This window comes from Curvibacter sp. AEP1-3, assembly GCF_002163715.1.
Lineage (GTDB): Bacteria > Pseudomonadota > Gammaproteobacteria > Burkholderiales > Burkholderiaceae_C > Allorhodoferax.
In genome coordinates this window covers 1,834,582-1,858,345 of record NZ_CP015698.1, presented here as the reverse complement: position 1 = coordinate 1,858,345, position 23,764 = coordinate 1,834,582, and the positions used below count along the sequence as shown (strand labels likewise).

The 23,764-nt window shown below is 53.3% G+C and carries 15 protein-coding genes; 6 read left to right on the top strand and 9 right to left on the bottom strand.

What is annotated here, in order from left to right:
* Positions 1 to 2: 2 nt before the first annotated feature.
* The 9 genes from AEP_RS08585 to AEP_RS08540 all read right to left on the bottom strand — a co-directional run bounded on the left by AEP_RS08585 (position 3) and on the right by AEP_RS08540 (position 9,433).
* On the bottom strand, positions 3 to 857 hold the full coding sequence (locus AEP_RS08585) for an ABC transporter permease (protein WP_087494993.1): 855 nt from the start codon (positions 855 to 857) through the stop codon (positions 3 to 5).
* Complete coding sequence (locus AEP_RS08580; protein WP_087494992.1) at positions 854 to 1,855, bottom strand: hypothetical protein; 1,002 nt, start codon at positions 1,853 to 1,855, stop codon at positions 854 to 856. Before AEP_RS08580 ends, AEP_RS08585 begins: the two co-directional genes overlap by 4 nt.
* Entirely contained in the window at positions 1,852 to 3,075 is a 1,224-nt protein-coding gene (locus AEP_RS08575) for a hypothetical protein (protein WP_157673111.1), read from the bottom strand. The genes AEP_RS08580 and AEP_RS08575 overlap by 4 nt, the downstream gene beginning before the upstream one ends.
* On the bottom strand, positions 3,041 to 4,282 hold the full coding sequence (locus AEP_RS08570; RefSeq protein ID WP_087494990.1) for a glycosyltransferase: 1,242 nt from the start codon (positions 4,280 to 4,282) through the stop codon (positions 3,041 to 3,043). Before AEP_RS08570 ends, AEP_RS08575 begins: the two co-directional genes overlap by 35 nt.
* Before the next feature lie 2 nt (positions 4,283 to 4,284).
* Positions 4,285 to 5,067 (bottom strand): 2OG-Fe(II) oxygenase, encoded by a 783-nt coding sequence (locus tag AEP_RS08565; protein WP_087494989.1) that lies wholly within the window; start codon positions 5,065 to 5,067, stop codon positions 4,285 to 4,287.
* Positions 5,068 to 5,080: 13 nt separating this feature from the next.
* Complete coding sequence (wecB, locus tag AEP_RS08560; RefSeq protein ID WP_087494988.1) at positions 5,081 to 6,205, bottom strand: non-hydrolyzing UDP-N-acetylglucosamine 2-epimerase; 1,125 nt, start codon at positions 6,203 to 6,205, stop codon at positions 5,081 to 5,083.
* The gene (locus tag AEP_RS08555; RefSeq protein ID WP_087494987.1) at positions 6,198 to 7,208 is read right to left on the bottom strand and encodes a polysaccharide biosynthesis protein; all 1,011 of its coding nucleotides are present in this window, start codon (positions 7,206 to 7,208) and stop codon (positions 6,198 to 6,200) included. Before AEP_RS08555 ends, wecB begins: the two co-directional genes overlap by 8 nt.
* Before the next feature lie 16 nt (positions 7,209 to 7,224).
* A complete protein-coding gene (locus tag AEP_RS08550; protein ID WP_087494986.1) occupies positions 7,225 to 8,079 on the bottom strand; it encodes a dTDP-4-dehydrorhamnose reductase family protein in 855 nt (284 codons plus the stop codon).
* Between the two features lie 1,042 nt (positions 8,080 to 9,121).
* Complete coding sequence (locus AEP_RS08540) at positions 9,122 to 9,433, bottom strand: hypothetical protein (RefSeq protein WP_087494984.1); 312 nt, start codon at positions 9,431 to 9,433, stop codon at positions 9,122 to 9,124.
* Between the two features lie 464 nt (positions 9,434 to 9,897).
* Here AEP_RS08540 and AEP_RS08535 point away from each other — a divergent pair, with 464 nt between their 5' ends.
* From AEP_RS08535 to AEP_RS08510, 6 genes are all read left to right on the top strand, one after another.
* A complete protein-coding gene (locus AEP_RS08535; protein ID WP_157673110.1) occupies positions 9,898 to 11,106 on the top strand; it encodes a hypothetical protein in 1,209 nt (402 codons plus the stop codon).
* A 195-nt stretch (positions 11,107 to 11,301) separates the two neighbouring features.
* Positions 11,302 to 12,261 (top strand): hypothetical protein, encoded by a 960-nt coding sequence (locus AEP_RS08530; protein WP_157673109.1) that lies wholly within the window; start codon positions 11,302 to 11,304, stop codon positions 12,259 to 12,261.
* 1,561 nt (positions 12,262 to 13,822) lie between these two features.
* Positions 13,823 to 20,371 (top strand): tandem-95 repeat protein, encoded by a 6,549-nt coding sequence (locus AEP_RS08525; protein ID WP_198301924.1) that lies wholly within the window; start codon positions 13,823 to 13,825, stop codon positions 20,369 to 20,371.
* A 164-nt stretch (positions 20,372 to 20,535) separates the two neighbouring features.
* Positions 20,536 to 22,158, top strand: coding sequence for a hypothetical protein (locus tag AEP_RS08520; RefSeq protein ID WP_157673108.1), 1,623 nt, complete (start codon positions 20,536 to 20,538; stop codon positions 22,156 to 22,158).
* Positions 22,155 to 22,511, top strand: a complete 357-nt coding sequence (locus tag AEP_RS08515; protein ID WP_087494979.1) for a hypothetical protein — start codon at positions 22,155 to 22,157, stop codon at positions 22,509 to 22,511. The genes AEP_RS08520 and AEP_RS08515 overlap by 4 nt, the downstream gene beginning before the upstream one ends.
* Positions 22,508 to 23,764: a beta-ketoacyl-[acyl-carrier-protein] synthase family protein gene (locus tag AEP_RS08510; RefSeq protein ID WP_087494978.1), complete on the top strand. Its 1,257-nt coding sequence runs from the start codon at positions 22,508 to 22,510 to the stop codon at positions 23,762 to 23,764. The genes AEP_RS08515 and AEP_RS08510 overlap by 4 nt, the downstream gene beginning before the upstream one ends.

Here is a 23,764-nt window from a genome sequence, read left to right as displayed (position 1 = left end):
GGCTACACCATGTCGGCAAATCCAGGGCGCAGGCCCTGAAACACCTTTGTACCGAGCCAGGCTACGAAAATTGAAACAAACACATACAAGCCATAGCCAACAGGGAGTTGCAGTCCACCAGGGTCACTTTGTAGACCTGCGGCACGCACAGCTTCCACCACCAACGTCAAAGGATTGAGGTAAAGCGCAGGACGCACGCCTTGTGGTACGTTGGACAGGGGGTAGAGTACAGGCGACATAAACATCAGCACCTGAGTAACCAGCGGGATCAAATTGCCTAAGTCACGGAAATACACGCCCATGGCAGCTAGCGCCCAGCTTACGCCGGCTACGAGAAGCACAAAGGGCAGCAAAACTAGCGGCACCAGCAACAGACCCCAGCCGATCTCGCCTTGCAGTACGAACACCAACGTCAGCCAAAGCGCAAAGCCAATTGCAAACTGCACCAAGGCAGCGGCTATCACAGGCACGATGAGAAGCTCCAGCGGGAACACCACTTTCTTCACGTAATTGGGGTTTTGCATTACCAGTGTGGAGGCTCGGTTGACGCATTCGGCAAATATGTTGAAAACCAACAGACCAGGAAACAGGGCCAGCGCGAAATAAGCAATTCCGTCGCCGTGCGCCCCCCAGCGTGATTGCATGAACACGCCAAACACCAACGTGTACATGGCCAGCAATAGCAAGGGGTGGAGCACCAACCACCCCACGCCTAGCATGGAGCCAGTAACTCGACCATGTACTTCGCGGTAAATCAGATGGCCAAGCAGACCGCGGTAGCGCAGCACTGTGGCCGGCAGCGCCAACAAGGCCGATGTCGCACTGGCGGGGCCGGCCTGACTCATGTTGGTGCTCATGTTGTTTCGTAACGTTGTTGCAAGCGCTGCAACACGGCCTGCGCAGCATTGCCGAAGGCCAGCACCTGCTCGAAGTGCTGAACATAGTGCTGCAAAATCGGTAGATTGATGATGGTGCGCCGCAGTATTTCCAGAGGCACGATGCTTTGCTCGGCCATAAGCTCCAGAGGTACAACCAGCATGTTGCGCTTGGGAATGCGGTTGAGAAGATGGCTGAGCTCGATAAAGCGTACATCGCTCACCAGCACATCGTTGGCATCCAGCGCAAAGTGTTCGGGCAATGCGTCGGACACGAGCACCAAGCGGGGAGCCTGTTTCGATTTGGCAGGCGTGAGGATAGAGTAGAACGCGCCAAATTTTCCGTATTCCGAAGTGTGGTAATCCTCGCAGATTACATGCACGCCATGCGGCATTTCTTGTGGCGTCCAGCCCGAGAGATGTTGTTGGGTGATGCCATGTTCTACATCGCCCCAGTCGGCCGAGGTGTCATGCACTTCGTGTGGCATGAAACCGATAGGCGTAAAGAGCACCACCTGCACCCGTGCCACGCGCAAAGCCTCTTGCAACAGGGCGCGACCTTCCTCCTTCTCAATATGTTCGATCACGTCGAGTAAGAAAATAGTGTCCAGGCTCTTGTCTTGGAGGTCGGCAAGGTATGGCGTGGCAAAAGCGTTGACCACCAGCTTGGCCGGAAAGCTCTGCACTAGTCGGTCTGCATATGGGCGCCAAGGTTCCACCAGCACATGCACTGGGCAGTCCATCAATCGCTGAGGACGCAGTCCTGCGCCTATGTCTGCGCAGGTAACGGACGGCGCAAGCAGCCCGGCTGCGATGTGGTGCAGGTCCTCCTTGGCGCAGTAGATCGACTGTCCCGACTGGACATCGGGAACTTGCAGCTTGAGGCCATAAGAGCCCGCCAGAAAGTACCTCAGTTGATTAAGCTGGTCTTGCAAGAGCTTGTTTTCCAGCAGGAGGCCGTCAAGCACGCGTGTGTTCATACCTCGACTCCGATGATTGCACGCAACGGTTGGAGTTCGGCGGCCTCAGAAAACTCGGCACTTATCAGGCAGCGGGCTTCCTCAAAGCGCTTGTAACGATCGGCATAGCTGGCATTCAGCAGGCTATCAACAAATTGGGCGGGGCGATTTTGCACTTCAATATTGCAGTAATGGGTGGGATAGTGCTGCGCCATAAACTGGTGCACAGCCGAGAAAGTGGGGGCATGAGCCAACACGGGCAGGCCGGCGGCCAAGTAGATACGAGCCTTTGAGGGGAACGACAGCAGCGCTGTCTCCTTGTGGCCAGGTGCCATGGGGTACGGCAACAAGGCCAAGTCCCACTTTGCAATGCGTTGGATGAGCGCGTCGCGCCCAAGATAGCCGTGCTCAATCACTTCGCAACCTTCAAACCGGACGCCACTGCTGGAGCCAAACAGATGAATCACCAGCCGTCGACCACTGCCCTGCAGGCACAGCTGAAGCGTCTGTACGATCCGCAACAGCTCCGCACCTGCATAGAACTGGCCGACAAATACCGTATGTAGTGCGCGTGGATCGCACAGGGCTACAAACCGGGTTTCATCCAACAGACTCTGGCGGAAGAAGTTGTCCAGCCTGGTAGCGGTTTTGCCTTCTTGTTGCAGCTTTTTCTTCCACACGTCGCTGGGCACGATGTTTACCAGCGCGGTTTGCTCCAACCGGTGCAACACTCCTTTGGCGACGCTAATCAGTTTACGGGGGTGCTGGCGGTGTCCCATCCACCACGTCAGCGGATCCCACTGCTGCAACATATAGGGCTTGCTAGCGATCCAGGTGACGATACGATATGCCATGGTGGTGCGCTCGCCCTGCAATACAAACCAGACTAAACGCGCTGGGTCCCGACGCACCAAGAGGCCCAACTTAACTGCAGTAAACATAAGCGAACCCAGCGCCAGCGCAGCTTTAGCGCCATAGATAGGCCTAGCCATGAAAATCAAATGGCGCATAAGGAAGTTACAGACGCTCATCAGAAATGCAAGCGTGCGGCCGTATTGCGTGTCCAGAACGGCCACGGTGTGGCAATTGGCGGGGAGCGTGACGCTCATATCAAGCCGCGACTGGTTGAACCAGTAAAAGCGGAACTGGTGCTCGCAGAGCCCATCAATGGCCCGGTATAGCACCTGGCCAGCGGTGTAGCGCGCATCAGGCGGCACATCGGACACGATTATGATATTCATACTCTTCGTTATAAATGGCCGACATGCGCTGACAGAATAAGTCCAGGTTGTAGCGCTCTGCGGCGTAGGCCTGACGCGCTATGCGTCGTTTGGCGTGGTGCTTGTGCTCAAATACAGCGGCCTCGAAGGTTTGAGCATAGTCCTCTTCGGTATGCGCGCTGCATATACCGTGCAGAGGCGCATTTACCAAGTCGGGCAGTGCGGTGCCATAGGTGACCACCGGACATGCGCCAGCGGCCATCGCTTCGATGGCCATGAGGCCAAAAGCTTCGGCCCGCGAGGGCATCAGGAAAAAATCCATTGCGGCGTAATAGGCCTCGATGGCGTCGTCACTAATCCAGCCGGCATCGATGACCTGGAATTGCGCGCTCAAGCCTTCGCAAAATCCTTTTTCTTGAAACGTGATGACGGACAGTGGAGTGTGGGGGTAGCGAGTAGACAGCCTCTGCAATGCTGCTTGAATCAAACCAATGCCCTTGTAATCGGAGTACACCGCCCGAAAACCCACTACGATATTGTGGGGCGGAATTCCCAGTCGCTGACGTGCCAGTTCCATTGACAAGGCCTTGACTTCCCGGACACCGAAAGGTACCACCCGGGTGCGCACAAAGTCGCGGTAGACAGATCTATCAACAAGATCCTGCATGTAGTCAGAGGCTAAGACTACCAAGGGGTCGATTTGCTTCACCGCGGCACGTTTTTCTTCGAGATTGCGCGCACACCGGTCACGGTGCACCCGGAAGTGGTAGTCTAGGTGGTCGCAGCGTTGGCAACCTGTCTCGAAGCCGGTACATCCCATCGAGTAGATGCAGTGGCCATTAAACATATAGGGGTCATGCCAAGTCCAAACGACGGGTTTGCCCGCCGCGATGCGCACCCAATCCTGCACGGAGAGGTATTCCTCATGCACGATATGAAAGTGCAACAAGTCGGCCTGTTGATAGAAGGGTAGACCCACAAATGCACCAGCATTGCGATGGTAGCCATTGATGTTCCCGCTGTAACGCCCCAGTTTGGCCAGCGCACGGGTTACGCTCCTGCGGGGAACGCCTGAAGCTTGCTGCACTACGTCAGCAGGCCCATTTCGTTCTGACCAGCAAGCAAAGCGGGCATGCCAGCCATAGGGCTCAAAACCCTCACGTGCGTCCAGGTTGTTGAAACGCCGACCAATGGTGTCGTGTTTCGAGATATTGAGGACTTGCTGCATGCTCAATCGTGATTGCGCTCGCGGTTGCCGTGCTTGTCGAGCAGATTGCGTTTCTTCCAAAGGGCGCTGTGCGGGTTATTCACGACGATCTGATCACTGGGACGCGAGTCCTTGGTGTAGTAGTACAGCAGCACTGAGCGGCGCGGTACACCTTCCGGAAAATTCACCGGGTCCGGTAGGCCGTGAAAGCTCTTGTCATGGGATTCAAACACCACCAGTCGGTTGAACAATGGAGCCACTTTTTTCAAGCACTGCTCACCCTCACTGTCGTATATGCCAAGCTCGCCTCCCCAGTCTTCCTGCCAATCGGGATTTAGGTAGACCAAAGCATTGAGGCGCCGATTGAGGCCTGAAGCATCGTGATAGTTACCGTCAACGTGCACATCGAGAAGTCCACCGCGCATGGTGACGTTTAGGCCGCCACCGGTGAAATAGGGGTCTGGCACGATCTTCTGGATACCCATTACCTGAGACATGGCCTTGAGAAAGGGTGCGCTGTTGAGAATACGTACTGCATCCACAATCCCCTCTGGAATATCGAACTCGGATTTCCAATTGGTGCGGTACTTGATTTCGATGTCAGCATCGTTCGCGCTTTCCCAGCAAGGCTCAGTAATAGCCGGAAAACGGTTCAGGCATTCGTCGGCCAAGGCTTGCGGGAAGAAGTTATCGATCACAACATGCTTGAACGGAGCGTCAAAAGAATCAATGTCTGGTCGCGCTGCGAGCAGGCGGACACAAGATTCGTCAGTAAATTGCTTAAGTTGCTGTTGATTGAATGTCATAGGAAGCTTTGCTCTATTTGTTCCAGACCACCCGGTTGATGAACGTGGTGTAGCTCAGAACGGCTTTGAGGATTTTTTTTGATACTGCGCCACTCAAGTAGTCGGGCGGCGGTGTGGCGCCATTGGTGTGCTGGTTGAGAGTGACCCTGATGGCGTGCAGCACATCTGGGGCACTAAGTCCGCACATGATCAGGGTTCCTTGGTCCATGCCTTCGGGGCGTTCATGGGTGCTACGAATGGTCACGGCAGGAAAACCCAGCAAGCTGGCCTCTTCGGTGATGGTGCCGCTGTCGGACAACACACACAAGGCGTCCAACTGCAGGCGGACATAATCGATGAAGCCAAAAGGCTTTAGAAACCGAATACGGCTGTCTAGAGCCTCAGTGCTCCCAACCCGCAAGGACTCCAAACGCTTAGCGGTTCGTGGGTGGGTGGAGACGATGACGGGTATGTCATAGGTTCTCGCAATGATCTGCAGTGTTTGAAGAAATTGCGAGAGGTTCCCTGGCGAGTCCACGTTTTCTTCGCGGTGGCAACTGACCAGAAAGTAGTGGTCTTTTTGTAGGCCCAAACGCGCCAACGTGTCGGAAGCCTCAATTTGCGTTCGGTGGTGAGCCAACACTTCGGGCATGTGTGAGCCGGTCTTAAGGATACGGTCAGGTTCGATGCCCTCGGCAATGAGGTAGCGCCTAGCGTGCTCGGTGAGCACCATGTTGATGTCACTCAGGTGATCGAGTACCTTGCGATTTAGCTCTTCAGGTACACGCTGGTCAAAGCAGCGATTGCCGGCCTCCATGTGGAACACTGGGATCTTGCGGCGCTTGGCCGAAATGACGGCTAAGCATGAATTGGTGTCGCCGTAGAGCAGTAATGCATCCGGTTTTTCCTTCTCCATCACCATATCCGACTTTTCAATCACACGCGCAATAGTTTGAGCTGCGTTATCACCCACCGCGTTCAAAAAATGGTCAGGTCGACGTATGCCCATCTCATCGAAGAAAACCTGATTGAGTTCGTAGTCAAAATTCTGGCCGGTGTGCACGAGAATATGCGTGGTGTGAGCATCGAACTCAGCAATCACACGCGACATCTTTATCAGCTCAGGTCGGGTGCCCACAATGGTCATCACCTTAGGCATTGAGCTGCTCCTGCACATAGTCGAGTGTCAACAGCAACTTCTTCACGTCTTCAACGTCGAGCCGGCGCGTATTGTGGGAGGTGTAGTCTTCAAAGTTGGCTATCTCTTCCTTGCCTTCCACCGAGAACTTCATGTAGTTGAGATCACGGTTGTCTGCTGGAATGCGGTAGTACTTGCCCATGTCTTCGGCAATGGCCAGTTCCTCCCGTGAAACCAGGGACTCGTATAGTTTCTCTCCATGGCGAGTGCCAATGACGCGCACCGCATTCTCCTTGCCAAATATGGCACACATGGCTTCCGCCAGAACTTCGATGGTGGACGCGGGGGCCTTTTGTACAAAAATGTCTCCTTGACGGCCGTGCGTAAAGGCATGGATGACAAGGTCTACCGAATCGTCGAGAGACATCAGAAACCGAGTCATATTGGGGTCGGTTACAGTGAGCTCACGGCCCTCTTTGAGTTGCGCTGCAAAAAGTGGAATCACTGAGCCACGCGAGGCCATGACATTGCCATAGCGTGTGGCACAAAACACGGTTTCGCCCTCGCAACGCATGCGTGACTTCGCCACCATCAACTTTTCCATCATCGCTTTGGAGATGCCCATTGCGTTGATCGGCTTCACGGCCTTATCGGTGCTCAACACAACTACCCGTTCCACACCGTTGGCAATGGCCGCGTTCATCACATTCTCTGTACCCAGTACATTGGTGCGGACCGCCTCCATGGGGTGAAACTCACAGGACGGCACCTGCTTGAGTGCCGCGGCATGGAACACATAGTTCACACCCTTAAGTGCTTCTGACACGCTTTCGTTGTTGCGCACATCACCCACGTAAAACTTCAGCTTAGGATGATTTAGCGCTATGCGCATGTCCTCTTGTTTTTTTTCATCGCGACTGAAAATGCGAATTTCCCGGACGTCCGTTTCCAAGAAACGTTTGAGCACTGCATTGCCAAATGAGCCAGTGCCTCCGGTGATCATTAATGTCTTGTTCAGAAACATGTTGACTTCTTCTCTATTACTGAAATGCATGCATGCGTTGAACTAGGCTTAGCCAATCAGGCGCTTGATATCCAGTAGACTGGTTAAAGCGCTGGGCGTTGAGAGACCTGTCGATCACAAGAGACTCGTCTGCAATAATTTCCACGTCCTTCTGATAAACATCACCTATCAGTTTGAGGAGTTCATATTTGTTGATAGGTTGACCTGCAACGTGGTAGACCCCGTGCAGACTCGGCGCTTTCAGGACAAAGTCTCTTACTACGTGGGCCAACTCCACAGTTGGAAGTCCGGAGAAGGTGGCTTTAGTAAATCCCTTGACAGCCTTCTGCTGTGCCAAAAACCAACCCACTAGGCTTCTATGCCCACTCAATTCATGTCCAATGATGGAGGTACGCAGGGTGATGGCGTGGGGCTGGTGTACCTCTCCCAGCAGTTTGGTGCGCCCGTACAGATCGTCGGCGTCGGCAAAATCGGTCTCTGTGTAATTTCCTTTGGACCCTGAGAATACGCAGTCAGTGCTGATCTGCACCAAACGGGCCCCAATTGCTTTACATAAGGCGGCCAGATGGTGAGGCAACAAGGTATTGATCGGCACAGCAAGTAAAGGATTGCTTGCATCCTTGAGTTGTTTGACCAACCCGACACAGTTGATCACCACATCTGGACGGGCGTTTGCAAAAGTATCTATAAGGCTACCTAAGTCTTCAGCGTTCACATCCGTGAAGATTCTGGATGACAAATCAACAGTAAATCTCTGTCGAACACCCTCACTGCGAGCTGTGCCGTACACCTTCAAACTTGAATCAGCAGAGAGTACGCGATACATGGCACTGCCCAGCATGCCCGATACGCCGAGAACGAGAATATTCATAGTGGATTAGTTCTGAATGGAAAGGTAAGTAGTTACTCCGTTCTCGATAATCTGAATCCAACAGATTTGCGTCAAAAGCGGAGGATGAAATTTCGAATCCTTGTGCCAGGGGTTACATATTGGCGCTGCGCAAACCAAGCGAGATACTGTTCCTCTGCACCCTGATCCTGAAACTAAGCTGAATTGCGACCCGCTTGAACTTCTCCAATCCTTGCTCGAAGTAGCGCAGGTTCGGTGTCACCACTGTGCAGGGGGTGTGGCATTCGAGGTAGGCACGCCGGTGAGGGCTGATCTTTTCTAGCGCCATTGAAGCGGACTGCGCCCGCCTGCTCGTGGATGACTGTGAGAATATGGGTGCCGGTAGACAACTCTTGGCGCTGGGACTGCAGACACGTGGTCGCAAAGTACTTGGCGAGGACGGCTTTTTGCGCTCTTCACCAACAATTGACACAGGCGGTGCCCAGACATTGCCCCATCTGACAGTTATCACCCTACCCACGGTGGCAAGAACTGGCCAGTCAAATGTTTCGGTTAAAACGTGATTGGGTTGCGCTATCCCTGAGCCTGCGAGGTAGTCGGAGTTCTTCATTATTAAGGCAAGAACTTGAGATGACTTTCGCAGCCTTCCTGCTTGTAGAAGGTCTAAAGAACCACCGGATGACGAAGTCGTAGGAACGCAAAGACCTATAAACAAACCATTCCCCTGATTTAAGTACTGGGCGACTTAGGATGTCGCCACTTATTACTACTCACTGCGCTTTGCACACTTCAAATGCTTTGCAATTTGCAATCACAACGACTATAAAAAATTTGTTATAAAGCGCGCGGCGCCAATTGTTTGCCTGGGTACAAATGAGCAGAAGTCGGTGGCTGCTGTGCTAAGTCTGCGTGCAGAAAATCACTAGATGCATTGCAAAGGTGTGGGTTACCCCATAATGTTAGATTTCAACCACATAAAGTTGACCTTTCCACCCCATAAAGTGACACCAATTCGACCTAGACTTCGATTGTGAAAAGCCCCCCGCTAGACCGGGCGAGCCGTTCAATTAAAGTGTTGACGGAACTCCGAGTCTGGTAAAACCGTCGGTATTACACCGGAGGTTTCTTTTTGGCGCGAAGCTACAAACGCAAGCAGGTTGGGGGTCAAGGTCGGATCCCAGTCGACTTTGAGGGGTTGCAGCTCAACTTTTGCCGAAATTTGGAATGCGATAACTTTGGCATCCCTCCACTTCCAGTGAGTGGATCGGGCAAGGCTGCTGCTGACGGATATCGCGCTATTGGTGGGCCTGTTGAATTGCGCTGAACCCTGACCCAACGGGGGTGCGGCGGAAATCAACACGGCGATCAACAACATGATTGCTTTGTATGAGCAGCAAGTATCATTGGTCACGCAAGACGACTTGACTAACGCTATCGTCGAGGGATACCGGCGTTCTTCTCTTCCCATCCAAGGTACTACGCCCCTGGCGTAGATTGCAATTTGTCCATGGCGCGTTCAGTCAAAGTCGCTCTCTGTGCCTGTCTCAACCTAGGCACAACCCTTGGATAAGCATCCAATCGTTGAAATCTGTCTTGCAGTACACAATTGCAGCGAACCCTCTCGAAGCCCACCGATATAAACAGTTTGGTTCGTAGTGTTGGAACGAACTGAGAAGTTAGAAATATACGAGTGGCTATAGCCACCGCATGTGCTGAGGGGCATTCATGGTTACTGGGGAGGCGGCTGTCCGTAGGGGCGCCTATTTGTTGGCGTTGAGGCGTTGGGTACCAACGCATTCCCTGAAAATTTTCTTTAGGTACGTTGTGGACAGACTCCTGTTGAAGGACGGTCTGCGATACATCTTTTCCGACGTCAGCATTCCAAGTCGCAAGCAAATGCTGAACGGACTGGTCGAGATTTTTATACTGATCTCACTTTACGTCATCGCATTGCAAGCTGTTGCGCAACCGATGCTGTCGGAAAAAGCAGAGACAGCCAAGTTTCCGGTCAATGTGGGCTGGTATCCGGAAACTGTGAACTTCGCTCCAGATGAGAGCAACTTCATCGTGACCGCGTGTCCTGACCCCTACGTCAAGCGCGACAGATTGCAATGCAAGATCTTGCGCTATGACATCCGAGGAGATCGATGGAAAAACCTTCCCGATCTCAATGCGGATGCGAGCTATGGAGATGTTGCATACACCTGGAATGGGGATGCCATCTTTGCTCAGGAATACGCACCTTGCACCTCGCCCCCTCCATCGGAACCCACGCGCCAGTCATGCAACAAGCTTGTTCTGCTCAATCTGAATGGAAAAAAGATAAAGGAGCTCACCAGTGATCCATTCAACACCTATCTATATCCCAGCCTGACCCAAGACGGCACACGCATTTTGTATTGGGGCGTGAGCAATCAACTCCAAGGCGGCATGGGTGGCGGTGCTTGGGATGTCAAAGAACTCGATGTAGCCACCCAACGCACAGTGCAAAAGACCGACTACCAAGCGGCCTTTCCAAAGGTTACGCCGAGGTATATGCCAGATGGCAAGCGTTTGATGTTGGCGGCAGAGGATTATCCCAAACGACCAAATGGACGCGATTTTCTGAAGCCTGAACCACGTACCGGCGAACTGCGTGAGGTCATCTATATGAGCAAGTTCGGCAGAAACATGACGGTTGTCATTGAAGGTCCCCGAGACCCCGTACGGCCGTACTTTCCTACGCTCAAGAAGGTGGAGAAAGACGGCCAAGTCCTTTGGGAGCCGGTGGACGATCACATGTGGTTGATCGTACGGGATGTCTCCAGAGACGGGAAGCTTGCTGTATTCGATCGCAGAGGGGTTGGTACTTGCTTTCGATTCTTGAATGAGCCGCTTCGTCATGAAGAGTGCTTTTCCAAGGTTTCCTTATCTATGTCTGCATCGATTGCACCTTCAAATTCAGCCGTGATAAGCGTAGTTGGTGATGCACGACCATCCATTTCATGGAGTGTTCAATGGCTCGATGTCAAGACTGGTAAGGCCTGGATTATTGGATTGCCACGTTAAAAGGAAAAGGCAGCACCTAAGTCTGCAGCTGAAGAAAATGTGCCCAACAAATATTCGTAGTTTGCATTTTGTAATGGAAGAAGCCTGGATTGGTAGATTAATAAGACTACTGATACCAGTCCAGAGATACAACTATTCCAATAGAGAGCAAGCTGCCCAGTCGATCCCATTGAAAAGCGGAGAAAAGGAAGAAGCATGAACGCACTTACAAAAACTCAAGTAACAAGTTTAGGTGGCAATAAATGCAGAGGTGCAATTCTTATATTTTTCAAATTCATTGCAATGTTGTTATTTGCAGCATCTACTGTGAAAGCTTTTTCTCAACAAGCAGAAAACAGACAACTGACCCAACAAGAGTATGGGGAGCTGGAAAAAAAATACAAATCGTGCACCGACGGCTACTACAGCGGCCCGCGTCCGAACCGAGTCAGATACACCAAAGATGAATACATCTGGGCTGTAACGCCTGAGTTCGCAGCCAAATACTGCATGCCTGAGAGCTTTATCGACAAGGAACTCAAAGGCGCCGATGCCATTGCTTACAGAACTCTGCCACAGGGAGCTGAACAGTGTGGATTTGGAGGCAATAAAGAAGTTTGTAGCGCTGGCATAGACCATGTCTTTGAAATTTACTACAAGAGTAATATCCCAATTAAAGCAATCTCGGATACAAAGTATTCGCATAGAGCTTTTTACATGATCCCCGCCTCAAAACATGTGCTGAGCAGCAATATTAATAAAAGACAAATTGATGTTGATAAAGAATACGCCGAAAGACCTGGAAAGCAAAAGAAATATGAAAATCTCTCCATGATTGGATACAAGGGCAGTAAACCTGTATGGCCAATCTTGGCCTTGTATCAAATTCAATTTTATGAAAACCTATTGCCTGGGTACAACTATCTGAGTGTCCACGGAAGTATGGGGGGATTTGGTAACCCCAGAATGGTTCCACTGAAAGTGAATGATTTTGCACTCGTCATCGATATGCCGAATGAAACCCGTGATGATGAGGTACGTGACTTGAGAACGGACTATGCACACGTGATTTACCTTCCCAAAAAGTTTGTAGCGCAAGTGCGGCAGGTCGATGAAAAAGGGGCGAGTGAATTCAAGCAATTAATCAAACGTGCGTTGCCTGAATTGAATAAATGATTAACAAAGGAGGAAACTGATGGCTGATACACAAAACCAACTTCTAGGCTATTTGGTAAATGCCCAAGTAGGCTACAAATCCAATAATTCCGGAACAGACGAAATGCCTGCGGGTTGGACAGCGGTAAACGTAAAGAATTTTACGCAAACAAGCACTGGTTTTGCCGGTCAATTGATGACAGATGGTAATGGCAATTATCGGGTTTCGATTCGCGGAACCGACAGCCTGAATCCACTTTCGCTCAAAAGTGATGCTTCCCTTGATTTCGCGTTTGCCACTGGAAAGTGGAATTCGCAAATGACGGATGCCATTCAGTTTGTAGCTGCATCAATCAAGACCATTCAAACCCGCAGTGATTCATTGTCCTTTGACGATGCTCGCTCAAAGCTTGATGGGTCAGGACATTCTGCTGGAGGTGGGCTCTATCAGCTTGCTGCCAAATTTTTTGGACTCCGAGGCGTCAGTATTGATGGACCGGGGGTAGGGCAACAGATTAATTCCACTGAGTTTAGTGCCTTGAAGGACACGATTGCTCAACAAGGTCTTCCGGATTTGATGCGAGACTATTCATGGAGTCCCGGTGATTTTCAAGTACGTAAATACACAACAGTAAGTCTCTCAGGGGAAGACGCACCAGGTGCTGATGTCATTACTTCAAAGGGCCTCGAAAAACTAAAGACGGACGTCAATTACCTGAATAGCTTGCAACAAGATGGTGTACTTTCACTTGAATTGGGTTTGAGAGCTGGTCACATTGCAAATCAACATGGCTTGTTAAATATTGCAAAAATAGAAGGCTTTCCAGATCCGGTGACTGCTAATCTCCAAGCCAACTACCAGCGGCAAGTCGCACTAAATTATTCCTTAGGCCTATCCGCCTCTGGATATTTGCCCGGCAGTATTCAATACGAAAAAATCGGCCAAACCGGCGTAGTCTTTCAGGTCACGACTATTCAAACTTCGGAAGGAAAATTCGTCGAGGTTCGAGTTCCAGGAGTGATCAAAAATGGCATATTTGAAGCAAATGGGTTGCCCATCAGTACAGTGTCTGACGTCAAGGGAAATACCGAAAAAGTTGATGGTGTAGCTGTAAATCTAACAGATATTCCTGCTATCTCAAATAGCGAAGAAGCCCTGAAGTTACCGCGAGTTAGCGCTGATTTCGTTTCTTTAAATGAAAAAGATCATGGTGCTGTGATTAAAAATGGGGGGAGTCTTTCGGATTTGTGGGCACTGCAGAAGAATGCTGAATTTGGCTTTAAAAGCCCCGACGAGTTCTATAGAGCAGTGCTGTCTAACAATCCTTCGATTGTGTCCGCCGATAAAGTAAATGCGGGTACTTTTGTTTATGTGCCGCAGAAGTTCGAAAACGGTGACGTAAAGTACTTTTACGCGGGAGGCGTCACACTCCAGCGAAGCGAGTCAGCAAATACATTTACTTATACCAACCCCAGCAATGATGGCAGTGGGATGGTTTCCGTAATCAGTAAATCTTATGAAGGAAATGGGCTAGGCGGAGAGTCTTATTCGATTGTCAGTGCGCAGTATTTGCATGGGCAGTTGATCAAAGCGGAAGAGTTTCGTTTCAGTTCTGACACGGGCCCGGTGCTTAGCCATATCGAAAAAACCCTTAGCACCGACGCCGCAGGCCAACCCGTCTACCTCTACCGAGACCTGCTCAAAGGCCAAACGGTCGCCGAGGTCAGCATCACCGGAGCACCAGAGACCCTGCCAACTGAGACCGGTAAAGAAGCGGGCGTAACGCCACCTGCTCCAAATACTGATGCACCTCAGCCAGACACCTCCATCGGGCAACTGGATCGTGCAGTGGATGGTCGCAAAGAACTGGCAAGTGACCTGCCGATTGATTCGAATCAACGCGGCACCACCGTCACCTATGACGATGGAAGCACACTTACCGTCAACCCCGACGGCAGTGTCACCAGCACGGCCAGTCCGGATGGCAACACCTTGGGAACTGCCGCTGGAAATCCTGCGTTCACATCTGCGGTGAGTTCCAGCGTCAGCACCAACCCTGATGGTTCCAGGAACCTCACTTACGGGTATGCCAACGGCGTCGTATTGACCGGCGTTGTCAGCGAAGACGGCAGCACCAAAACGTTCACCGCCCAGTTGCCCGGTGAGAGTTTTAGTCGTAGCGTGTGGACCGATGGGTCGGGCAATCCAATCACGTCCGGAGATGGCTCTGTGGTCACTGGCGGGGCAATACCCGGGACAGACACCAGCTATGACAGTGGCGCGTACAACCACCCCACCAATTCGACACCAGACAGCAATCCAGCTGCAGGTAGCACGGATACAGGTAATTCTTCAAATAGCAGTAACCGCCCTAGCACCCCGTCTAGCGACAGCGACTCTGGTGGCAGCAACTACTCCAACGAAGGGCGCAATTACAGTTCATCCAGCTCAGACAGTGACCCGGTAGTAATTGACATGGATGGTGATGGGGTAGAGCTCATTGCCCGCAGCGCATCCAACGTGTTCTTTGACAGCCTGGGCGATGGCTATCTGCACCACACCGGATGGGTAGGCAAAGACGATGCCCTGCTGGCTGAAGACCTGAACGGTGACGGCCAAATTAGCCTGGGCTCGGAAATTGCGTTTGCTGCGCGAACCAGCGAGGCAGACACAGACTTGCAGGCGCTCATGAAGCTGCATGACACCAATGGCGATGGAGTGGTTAATGCAGCAGATGCTGGATTTGAAAAACTGCTGCTTTGGAAAGACGGTAACAGCAACGGCGTGACCGATGCGGGCGAGTTGCAAACCTTGGCGCAAGCGGGTCTGGTGTCCATCTCCGGGCAGCGCCGCATCGTTAACTATAGCGGTGGCGATGCCGAGATATCTGCCATGAGCACAGCAAACTTTGTGCAAAACGGCCAGACGGTCAGTCGCGCAGTAGCCGATGTCACTTTCAAAGTTGAGACTGATGGCTACAAGGTGCTGGGCGTCAATGCTGACGGCACTACACGTGTCGGCACCCTCGACGGGCAAACCCTAGTGCAGGCACAAGCTGATAAAGCGATGAACCTGACCTTGGATAGCAACACCCAGGGAGCGATAGGCAGCCGACTCGGAGACACCATCATCGCCAAGACAGCCAGTTGGCTCTCCGGTGGCGCAGGTGATGACACGCTCATGGGTAGCGCGCAGGATGACTGGCTACAAGGTGGTTCGGGCAAGGACATTCTGGTAGGCGGCGATGGCAATGACACCCTTGTCATTGATGCACAAGACTTACCTGCATTTGTTCAAGGAGGCAAAGGTTTCGACATCGTAGTCGTGGAGGGCGCTGCAGGCGTCAAGATGGATTTGGCTCTGTCCACCGTTGAGGCCGCGTTTGGCGGATCCGGGGCAGACACCTTCAGCACCAGCGGCCCGGGCAGTATTGTGGTGGACGGGCGCGAAGGTGATGACACACTGTCCGGGGGCGCCAGCGCTGACCGCTTGTATGGTGGTGCAGGCTCAGACAATTTGTCTGGCGGCGCCGGCAATGATTTGCTGGATGGCGGCATGGGTGCAGACTCCATGGATGGCGGAGTCGGGGACGATGTGTACGTGGTGGACTCCACGGGCGACGTCATTACCGAAGCTGCGGACCAAGGAGTAGACACGGTGCAAAGCAGTCTGCTTAATGCAGTGCTAGGTGCCAATTTGGAAAACCTGCAACTGACAGCCAACGCAAAAGCTGATGGTTTAGGCAACGCGCTGAACAACGTCATGGTAGGCAACGCGTTTGACAACACTTTGGATGGCGGCGAAGGTAACGACACACTGACCGGTGGCCGAGGCAATGACAACTTGATAGGCGGCAGTGGTAACGATACTTACGTCTACGCCTTGGGCGATGGACACGACACCCTGCGCAAGGGAACTGGCAATTCAGGTGTGGACACCATTCAGCTGGGTGCAGGTATCTACGGCTCGGACATCACCACTGTGCGCTCCGGTGAGGATTTGTTGATTGGCATCCAGGCGGGCAAAGGCTCTCTGACCGTCACGGACTTTTTCTTGAGCGATGGCGAGGGGCGCAACCGGGTGCAGTACCTGCGCTTTGACAATGGAGCGACTTGGAATCTGGATGCAGAATATGTCGCCTATGGGGTCTCGCTGGGCAGCGCGTCCCCTTGGAGTGGTGGCGGCAATCAGGTGGGCACGCCACTGGTGACCACTGCGCTCGGGACAGACTTTCTTACCACCAGTACCGCGCCCGACCCGGAAGCCGTCAAGCGCGCATTACGACAGTATTTCGATCAGGTACATACCAACCCGGATACAGGCGCAACAACGTTTGCAAGAGTGTTTGAAGGCAGCGAAGACACCCAGTTCCGTATCAAAGCCGCGGACCTGTTAGCCGGCCTGACCGGCGCGACATTGATGAGTGTGCAAGACGCTGCAGGTGGTCACCTGTCTAGAGATACTCAAGGCGACGTCTTATTCGATCCCGCAGCCAACGCCCATGGCACAGGCTATTTCAGTTACACCGTGCAGGATTCTGCGGGAAGGCAAAGCACCGGAATGGTCTGGCTCAATGTGGCCTCGGTGAATGACGCGCCAGTGGCAAATAGCGACAACTTTACGACGCTGGAGGACAGTACTTTAAGCTTGGCGATATCTCAATTGCTGGCCAACGATACCGATGCCGACATGGCAACCGATTCCAACGAGCGCTTGGAAGTGGTCCAGGTTGGCAAAGCTCAGCACGGAAGTGTGCAATGGGTCAATGGGCGCGTAGTCTTTACGGCGGATGCGGATTTTCAGGGGCAAGCAAGTTTTGAGTACAGCGTTGCGGATGCAGCGGGCGCTGTCAGCACAGCAGTAGCCCATGTCAATGTGATTGGAGTGAATGACGCGCCAATCACCTCTGGCCAATCTGCCAAGATCTATGCTAGGCCCGATGCACTTTTGCGCATTGAGGCGGCTACTTTGCTGGGCTACGTCAAAGATGCCGACCTGATCTACGGCGACACCCTGAAGTTAGCCAAGGTGGTATCCATTGGATCAGGTAACGCTTGGCAACAAAAGGATGGCTCTGTTCTTTTTAAGGCGGGTTCGCTGGGCGACACGGTGTTGACCTTGCAGATCGTGGACTCGCAAGGGGCTTCGGTCCAAGTCCCCGTCACCATCAACGTCAGCGCCGGGAATTCAGCAGCCTCTGCTTTGTTGCCCGGACCGGATCAGGCCAGTGAAGACACCTCTATTCGGATTGCGTCAACTTTGACGATTGTGAATGTAGTCTCCACGCAGCATGGCAATACGGCGATGGATGCCAACGGCACGTTGGTATTCACACCGGATACGAACTACAACGGCTCCGCGCAAGTCATCTACACCGTGCGCAATACTGACGGTAGTACCCAACAAAACACCCTCGACTTCACTGTGGCAGCCATCAATGATGCGCCGGTGGTCGTCAAGCAGTTGCCTGCGCAGGCGATGGAAGAGGACGGAACCCTTACTGTGCTGGCCGCCACACTATTGGCTAGCGTGGATGACGTGGATATCCGCACCAATGGGCAACGTATTCGTTTGAGCGGGGTGAGTGATGCCAGCACCGGCACGGTCGCTCTCAATTCGGTCGGCAATGTGGTTTTCACACCGGGTAAAGACTTCAATGGCGTTGCGACTTTCCGATACTGGGTCACGGATGATGCGGGTGCCAGTGTGGGGGCTTGGGGCTCAGTCAATGTCTCTGCTGTGAATGATGCACCGGTGCCATTGGCCCAAAAGTACGAGTTGCTTGAGGATGAAACCCGGACTTTTTCCACCCAGGCATTGATTGCAAATGCCGCATTGGTGGACGTGGACACCAAAACCAACGGGGATGTGCTGCGCATCTTGTCGGTCTCGATGGCCAATGGCTACGAGAACAAGGGCACGGTAACTCTGGACACAGTTGGAAATGTCGTGTTCAAACCCAAAGCCGACTACAACGGCGTGGTGCAGTTCAATTACACGGTCGCAGACAGTGCGGGGGCGACTGGCAGCAACACAGTCACACTCAATCTCGCTGCAATCAATGATGCACCGGTTGCCAACGCCTTATCCACTGCGCTCACCAATGGTGTGGAAGACAACGTCAAGACGATCTCGTTCTCTGAATTAATCCGCAATTTCACAGACGTAGACGGCGACGCACTCACTGTTAAAAGTGTAACGGGAGCTAACGGTGGTCAGGTAAGTATCCAGAACGGTCAAGTGGTGTTCACACCCAACAAAGACTTTGCAGGAAATGCGAGTTTTGTTTACACCGTCGCCGACACTTCTGGTGCCAACGCCAGTGCTACCGCAACCGTCGCGTTCACCAATGTCAATGATGCACCGGTAGCCGCATACAAGAAGATTGATGGCCGGGCACTGGAGGACACGCCACTGCGCATTAACCTGAGCGATCTGGCGCAAGGGGCCTATGACGCCGATGGTGACAAGCTTTCAGTGACCTCGATCACTCCGGTCAGCAACGGTACGGCCACCATCGATTGGGCAGCCCAACAGGTGGTGTTCCAAGGGGCGGCCAACTTCAATGGTGTGGCTCGCTTCAATTACACCTTGTCAGACCCCAGCGGAGCCACCTCTACCCAAGTGGTGGACGTCAATGTGGCAGCTGTGAATGACAACCCGACGGTACGAGCACGCACAGGGTTTACGGTAGCTGAGGATGGTGTTTGGTCCTCCAGCCAAGACCCCAATGCCAGTGGCTGGATCCGGCTCAGCAACTTTGTGGCCAGCATGGGGTCCACTGATGTGGACGGTGATCCACTTACCTCCACTGAGTTTTGGGCTTACAACCATATTGCGGCAACCCAAAAAGACGGAAACGACTTGTTGGTACGACTGGAGCAAAACTATTCCGGAGATGCAGGTTTTGCGTACCGGGTCCGGGACAACCAAGGCGGTTTTGCCGATGGTCAAGTGCAGTTCAATGTGGTCGCGCAAAATGATCGTCCCTGGCTGGTAGGCCTCTCGGGGTGGCCCAATGGAGGCGCCTACATCGGCGGCAATTTCAATGCCAGGATCTATGGTGCGGATATCGACAGCCCATCGACCAACCTGGGCGCAGGCATCGGTTCTGCGCCCGCCCATGGCGATGTGAGTATGAGCCAGGCCACGTGGACTAACTACGATGAGTTTGGAAAGGTAGCCTCGTCTGGAACCTTGCCCGCCACATGGGACTTGTCCTACACGAATCATTATGGCGACGAGTACAGCGGCCAAGCCGGCTTCAACGTGGATGTCTGGGACAACCAGGGCGGCTGGGCCCGGCAGTATGTGGAGACGTACCACCAGGGCACACGGGCTTCCAGTGGCGGAAAACCTGTCGCTATTGACTTGAATGGTGACGGTATCAAGTACACCGATCTGGACGATTCCAAGGTGCTCTTTGACATCAACGGCGACGGGGCACGCGATCTTTTGTCATGGACAGCCGCAGACGACGGCATGATTGTTTTTGACAAGAACGGGGACGGAATCATCAAAGACCTCGATGAGGTGTCCTTCTTGTCTTACTTGGCAGGTTCCATGACCGATTTGGAAGGCCTGAGCGGGTTTGATACCGACAAGGATGGTCGCCTGACGGCCAAAGACGCACAGTGGAGCAAGTTCGGAGTCTGGCAGGACAAGAACCAGGACGGCGTCACGGATGCAGGTGAGTTCAAAGGGTTGGACGCCTGGAACATCCAGGCGATCAATCTGAAGTCTGACCAGATGATGGACCAGGTCGGTGATGTTTACATCATGGGCAAGTCCACCTTTGAGCGCTCGGATGGCAGCACCGGAGAGATTGCGGATGTGGCATTCCGATACCTGGACGGCGCGGACACCTCAGCTTCGAACAAGCCCAAGACGTTCAATCTGGATGTAGAGGGCGTGATTCGCAAACGGTTGGAGGATGCCCATAACCAAGGTACCAGCGATGCCGAATTGCGAAACATGTTGCAACGCTTCATTGCTGACGTAGCTAGTGCCGGCCATCGAACAGTGGAAGTACAGGGCGGTGAGGCGGTGGCCTGGAACGACGCTATGTACGCAGATTCCGCACTGAGTGAGCAACTGCTGGCGCAGCAGGCACAGCTACAGGCAGCCTGACTATGAGGTGGCTACGTAATTCAAGCCACTTCCACCCATACCCGACAAAAACATTGCTCGTCGCAATTGCGGCAGCAGGTTTATGCAGTTGTGGCGGTGGCGGTGGTGGGAGTTCCTCCGCTGGATCGGTAGATGGTGCGACCAGTGAAACAGTCAATCCTTCGGTGACTTCGCAATTGAGTGGAGTCGTGCTGGATGGCTATCTGGTGGGCGCCAAAGTTTGCTTGGACCTGAACGCGAATTGGGTATGCGACAGCGGTGAACCCAGTGCGATCACAGGAGCAGGTGGACGTTACACCTTGAATGTGTCCCCGCTGTCTGTGGCCGATACGGGCTCCAAACAAATCATTGCCGAGGTGGGGCCTGATGTTGTGGACGAAGCAACAGGCACTACTTTGCGCGCACAAGGCCAAGACGGCTATGTGTTGGCGGCTTGGGGTTCTGCCAAGCCCGTGCTGAGTGCCATGTCTACATTGCGTTTGTCGAGTGCGGATCCCACCACGACTTTTGGCAGAAACTCATCAGACGCCATGGCGACGCTGCTTCGGGATAGTGGATTTTCGGATACCGAGTTGGACTATTTCGATGCATCAGCCAATTTGAGCGATGCAGCAAGAGACCTCGCCAAACAAAGTGGACGCGTCCTGACCGCCTTGCTGGCCCAGACGCAAAAGCGACTACGCACAGACCTTGGTGAACTCTATGGCACGCAATCAGAAAGCTTGGGACTGCGCACTGCAACGCTATTGACGCAAGCACTCAAAGACACAAGGCCCAGTGGCGCGATGGAAACAGAAGCCGACCAACTCACTCGCGTGAGTGCCCAGATGCGTGCTACTCCTCTGGTACTTGATCAAGAAAAAGCAGAACGGATCAAGCCGGTCGCTCTGACAGTGTCAGAGGCGCAAAGCACCTTGAGCATCGGCATTCACGATGTCAATCTCTTCGGCGCCTCACCACGAAGTTATGTCCGCTTCAAAGCCAGTGGCCTGAACGGATCCCTAACAACCACGGGCGTGGTATGGCGCAACGCAAGCTGGCAAGTGGACAGTACCTACCAAAGCAACGGTGCCAATGGTTACAGAGTTCCCTTCAATGCAAACGCCTCAGACCCTCAAAGTAATGCAGGGGTCATTTCCATTGCGTCCACCCTGTTGAATTCGCAACCCAGCCAATTGCAGGAACGCTTTACCAATGACAGTGGCGCCCCGCAACGTGAACTCATCGTTCAGCGACGCGACATATCCGGTCTGAACTTCAGTGCCATCCCGGGTCTGGCTTCCATGAGTGGAAGCTTTGGCAGTGGCGCGCTGGGTTTTCGGATCCAGCGACGCGCATTGCGTGACGAATATGTGTTCGACAAAGTCGCGACGTTTTTTACCACACTGAGTGCTTTCAAGAACAGCCCGCGGACCTGTTTCGGTGGCATTTGTTGGAGCATCACTAAGCAGGCCACAGGTGCAACTGCCGACCTTGCCGGAACCATGGCATTCACCACGACTTCCGCGAATGGCAGCTTGCAGTTGGGGACGGCCAGCTTTGTGGAGGAAAACGTTCAGGGTGTATCCGTTTTGCGCATGCTGTCCATTCCCATGGAAGTGCAAAACCGGTCCGCAGATTGGTCCCTCAAAGATGGCCGCTATCCCTTGTTTGCCGAATGGGATAACAAGCTCTGGGCCGGACGCTTTACCCCTGCCAACACTGTGTGGTTCAGCAATTGGTTGCTGGATATCACTGCATTGAATTCCTTACTTGCCAGTGCCTCTTTAGGGGCCGCTTTGCCATGACTCCCTTACCGACTATAGAAGCAATACACGAAGAGCTCAAGGGCTTTGTCCACACCCGTTACAAGATCAGCATGGAAGTTTTGGATGGGGATCCCAACTTTGAAGAATTCGGAGCGGATTCACTCACCCGGGTTGAGATCCTCCTGCACTGTGACGACACGTTCGGGTCTTTTGTACTGGAATACCTGGAAGATGGTCTGTTGCAGGGCGATCCCCCTTCACGACTTAGTGACCTGGCCCGCTTGATCCCCCTGTGCCTGGTTAAACCCTCAGGACATGTTGCCAGCGCGATGGATCAATTGGACGATCAATTGCGGCAGGCGCAGTTGGCCAAGAAGGCTCCCAAAGCATGACAGATAAAGTCGTTGTGACCGGACTGGGAGCGCTCAGTTCGCTGGGAATCGATGTGGATTCCATGATGTACCGCTTGCGGGAGGGCTACAGCGGACTCGTACCTAGTTCTATCTTTGGTTATTCGACTGCATTGGGCTATGTGCATCCTGCCTTCGATACACCGGAAGATGTAGGCGATGTGTCCCGCGACAGGGGAACATTGATGGCTTTGGATGTGGCCAAACAGGCCATTACTCAAGCTAACCAGCAAGGTACTCTATCCCTTCATGGTGTCGCCAGAGGCGAGCTGGAAAATCAAGGCTTGCGTTTAGGGGTTTACTGGGGCGTTGGGCTGGCCGGTGCACACTGGATCGAGCGCAACTATCTAGAGTATTGCCCTGACCCGCAAGACTCCCGACCTTCGCCATGGACCGTACCGGCCATCATGCCAAATGCTCCGGCAGCAGCTATTGCCATGGAATACAAGGCGAGAGGTGCATGCGTCACTTTTGCGAATGCTTGTACATCTTCCGCTATGGCGATTGGCGAGGCCACTTTGGCGTTGCAGCGAGGAGACTTGGATGTAGCCATCGTTGGCGGCAGTGACGCCTCGCTTGTGCCAGGTATGTTGCATGCGTGGGCACGCATGCGCGTTCTAGCGAGAAACTCCCCCGATAGTGCAGACCACGCCAGCCGCCCATTCGATACAAATCGCAATGGCATCTGCTTGGCGGAAGGCGCTGCCAGCTTGGTCCTGGAACGCGAGGAGCACGCTTGGAATCGTGGTGCCAGAGCTTTAGCCCGTGTTGTGGGATATGGGCACAGCTGTGATGCGGTGGACTTGACTGAACCTGCGGCACTTGGCCAAGCCTTTGCGATGCAAAAGGCCCTTCGTCATGCTCACATTCCAGCGGCCGCCATCGGTTACGTCAATGCACATGCAACAGGAACCCGCAAGGGTGACGCCACCGAGATCATGGCGCTGCACCAAGTCTTGGGAGCCACTTTTTCCGACACACCGATTTCCTCGGTGAAGTCCGCACTGGGCCATACCGTCGGGGCGGCCGGGGCATTGGAGGCTGTGGTGAGCGTAAGAGCGCTTCAAGAACGCTGGATTCCACCGACCACCTTTCTTCGCAACATCGACCCGCATTTCAGCGATGCCTACCTCCTTCGAGGACAAGGGATCAAAGTACCAGACCTGGAATACGTGATGAGTAACTCCTTCGGATTCGGGGGCAGCAACGCGGCACTCGTTTTTGCACAACCCTGA

Excerpts from the sequence above, each read along its gene's own strand:
- AEP_RS08585 (WP_087494993.1), bottom strand. The coding sequence starts at position 857 with ATGAGCACCAACATGAGTCAGGCCGGCCCCGCCAGTGCGACATCGGCC.
- wecB (WP_087494988.1), bottom strand. The coding sequence starts at position 6,205 with ATGCCTAAGGTGATGACCATTGTGGGCACCCGACCTGAGCTGATAAAG.
- AEP_RS08580 (WP_087494992.1), bottom strand. The coding sequence starts at position 1,855 with ATGAACACACGCGTGCTTGACGGCCTCCTGCTGGAAAACAAGCTCTTG.
- AEP_RS08575 (WP_157673111.1), bottom strand. The coding sequence starts at position 3,075 with ATGAATATCATAATCGTGTCCGATGTGCCGCCTGATGCGCGCTACACC.
- AEP_RS08570 (WP_087494990.1), bottom strand. The coding sequence starts at position 4,282 with ATGCAGCAAGTCCTCAATATCTCGAAACACGACACCATTGGTCGGCGT.
- AEP_RS08510 (WP_087494978.1), top strand. The coding sequence starts at position 22,508 with ATGACAGATAAAGTCGTTGTGACCGGACTGGGAGCGCTCAGTTCGCTG.
- AEP_RS08555 (WP_087494987.1), bottom strand. The coding sequence starts at position 7,208 with ATGTTTCTGAACAAGACATTAATGATCACCGGAGGCACTGGCTCATTT.
- AEP_RS08540 (WP_087494984.1), bottom strand. The coding sequence starts at position 9,433 with ATGTTGTTGATCGCCGTGTTGATTTCCGCCGCACCCCCGTTGGGTCAG.
- AEP_RS08530 (WP_157673109.1), top strand. The coding sequence starts at position 11,302 with ATGAACGCACTTACAAAAACTCAAGTAACAAGTTTAGGTGGCAATAAA.
- AEP_RS08565 (WP_087494989.1), bottom strand. The coding sequence starts at position 5,067 with ATGACATTCAATCAACAGCAACTTAAGCAATTTACTGACGAATCTTGT.
- AEP_RS08515 (WP_087494979.1), top strand. The coding sequence starts at position 22,155 with ATGACTCCCTTACCGACTATAGAAGCAATACACGAAGAGCTCAAGGGC.
- AEP_RS08550 (WP_087494986.1), bottom strand. The coding sequence starts at position 8,079 with ATGAATATTCTCGTTCTCGGCGTATCGGGCATGCTGGGCAGTGCCATG.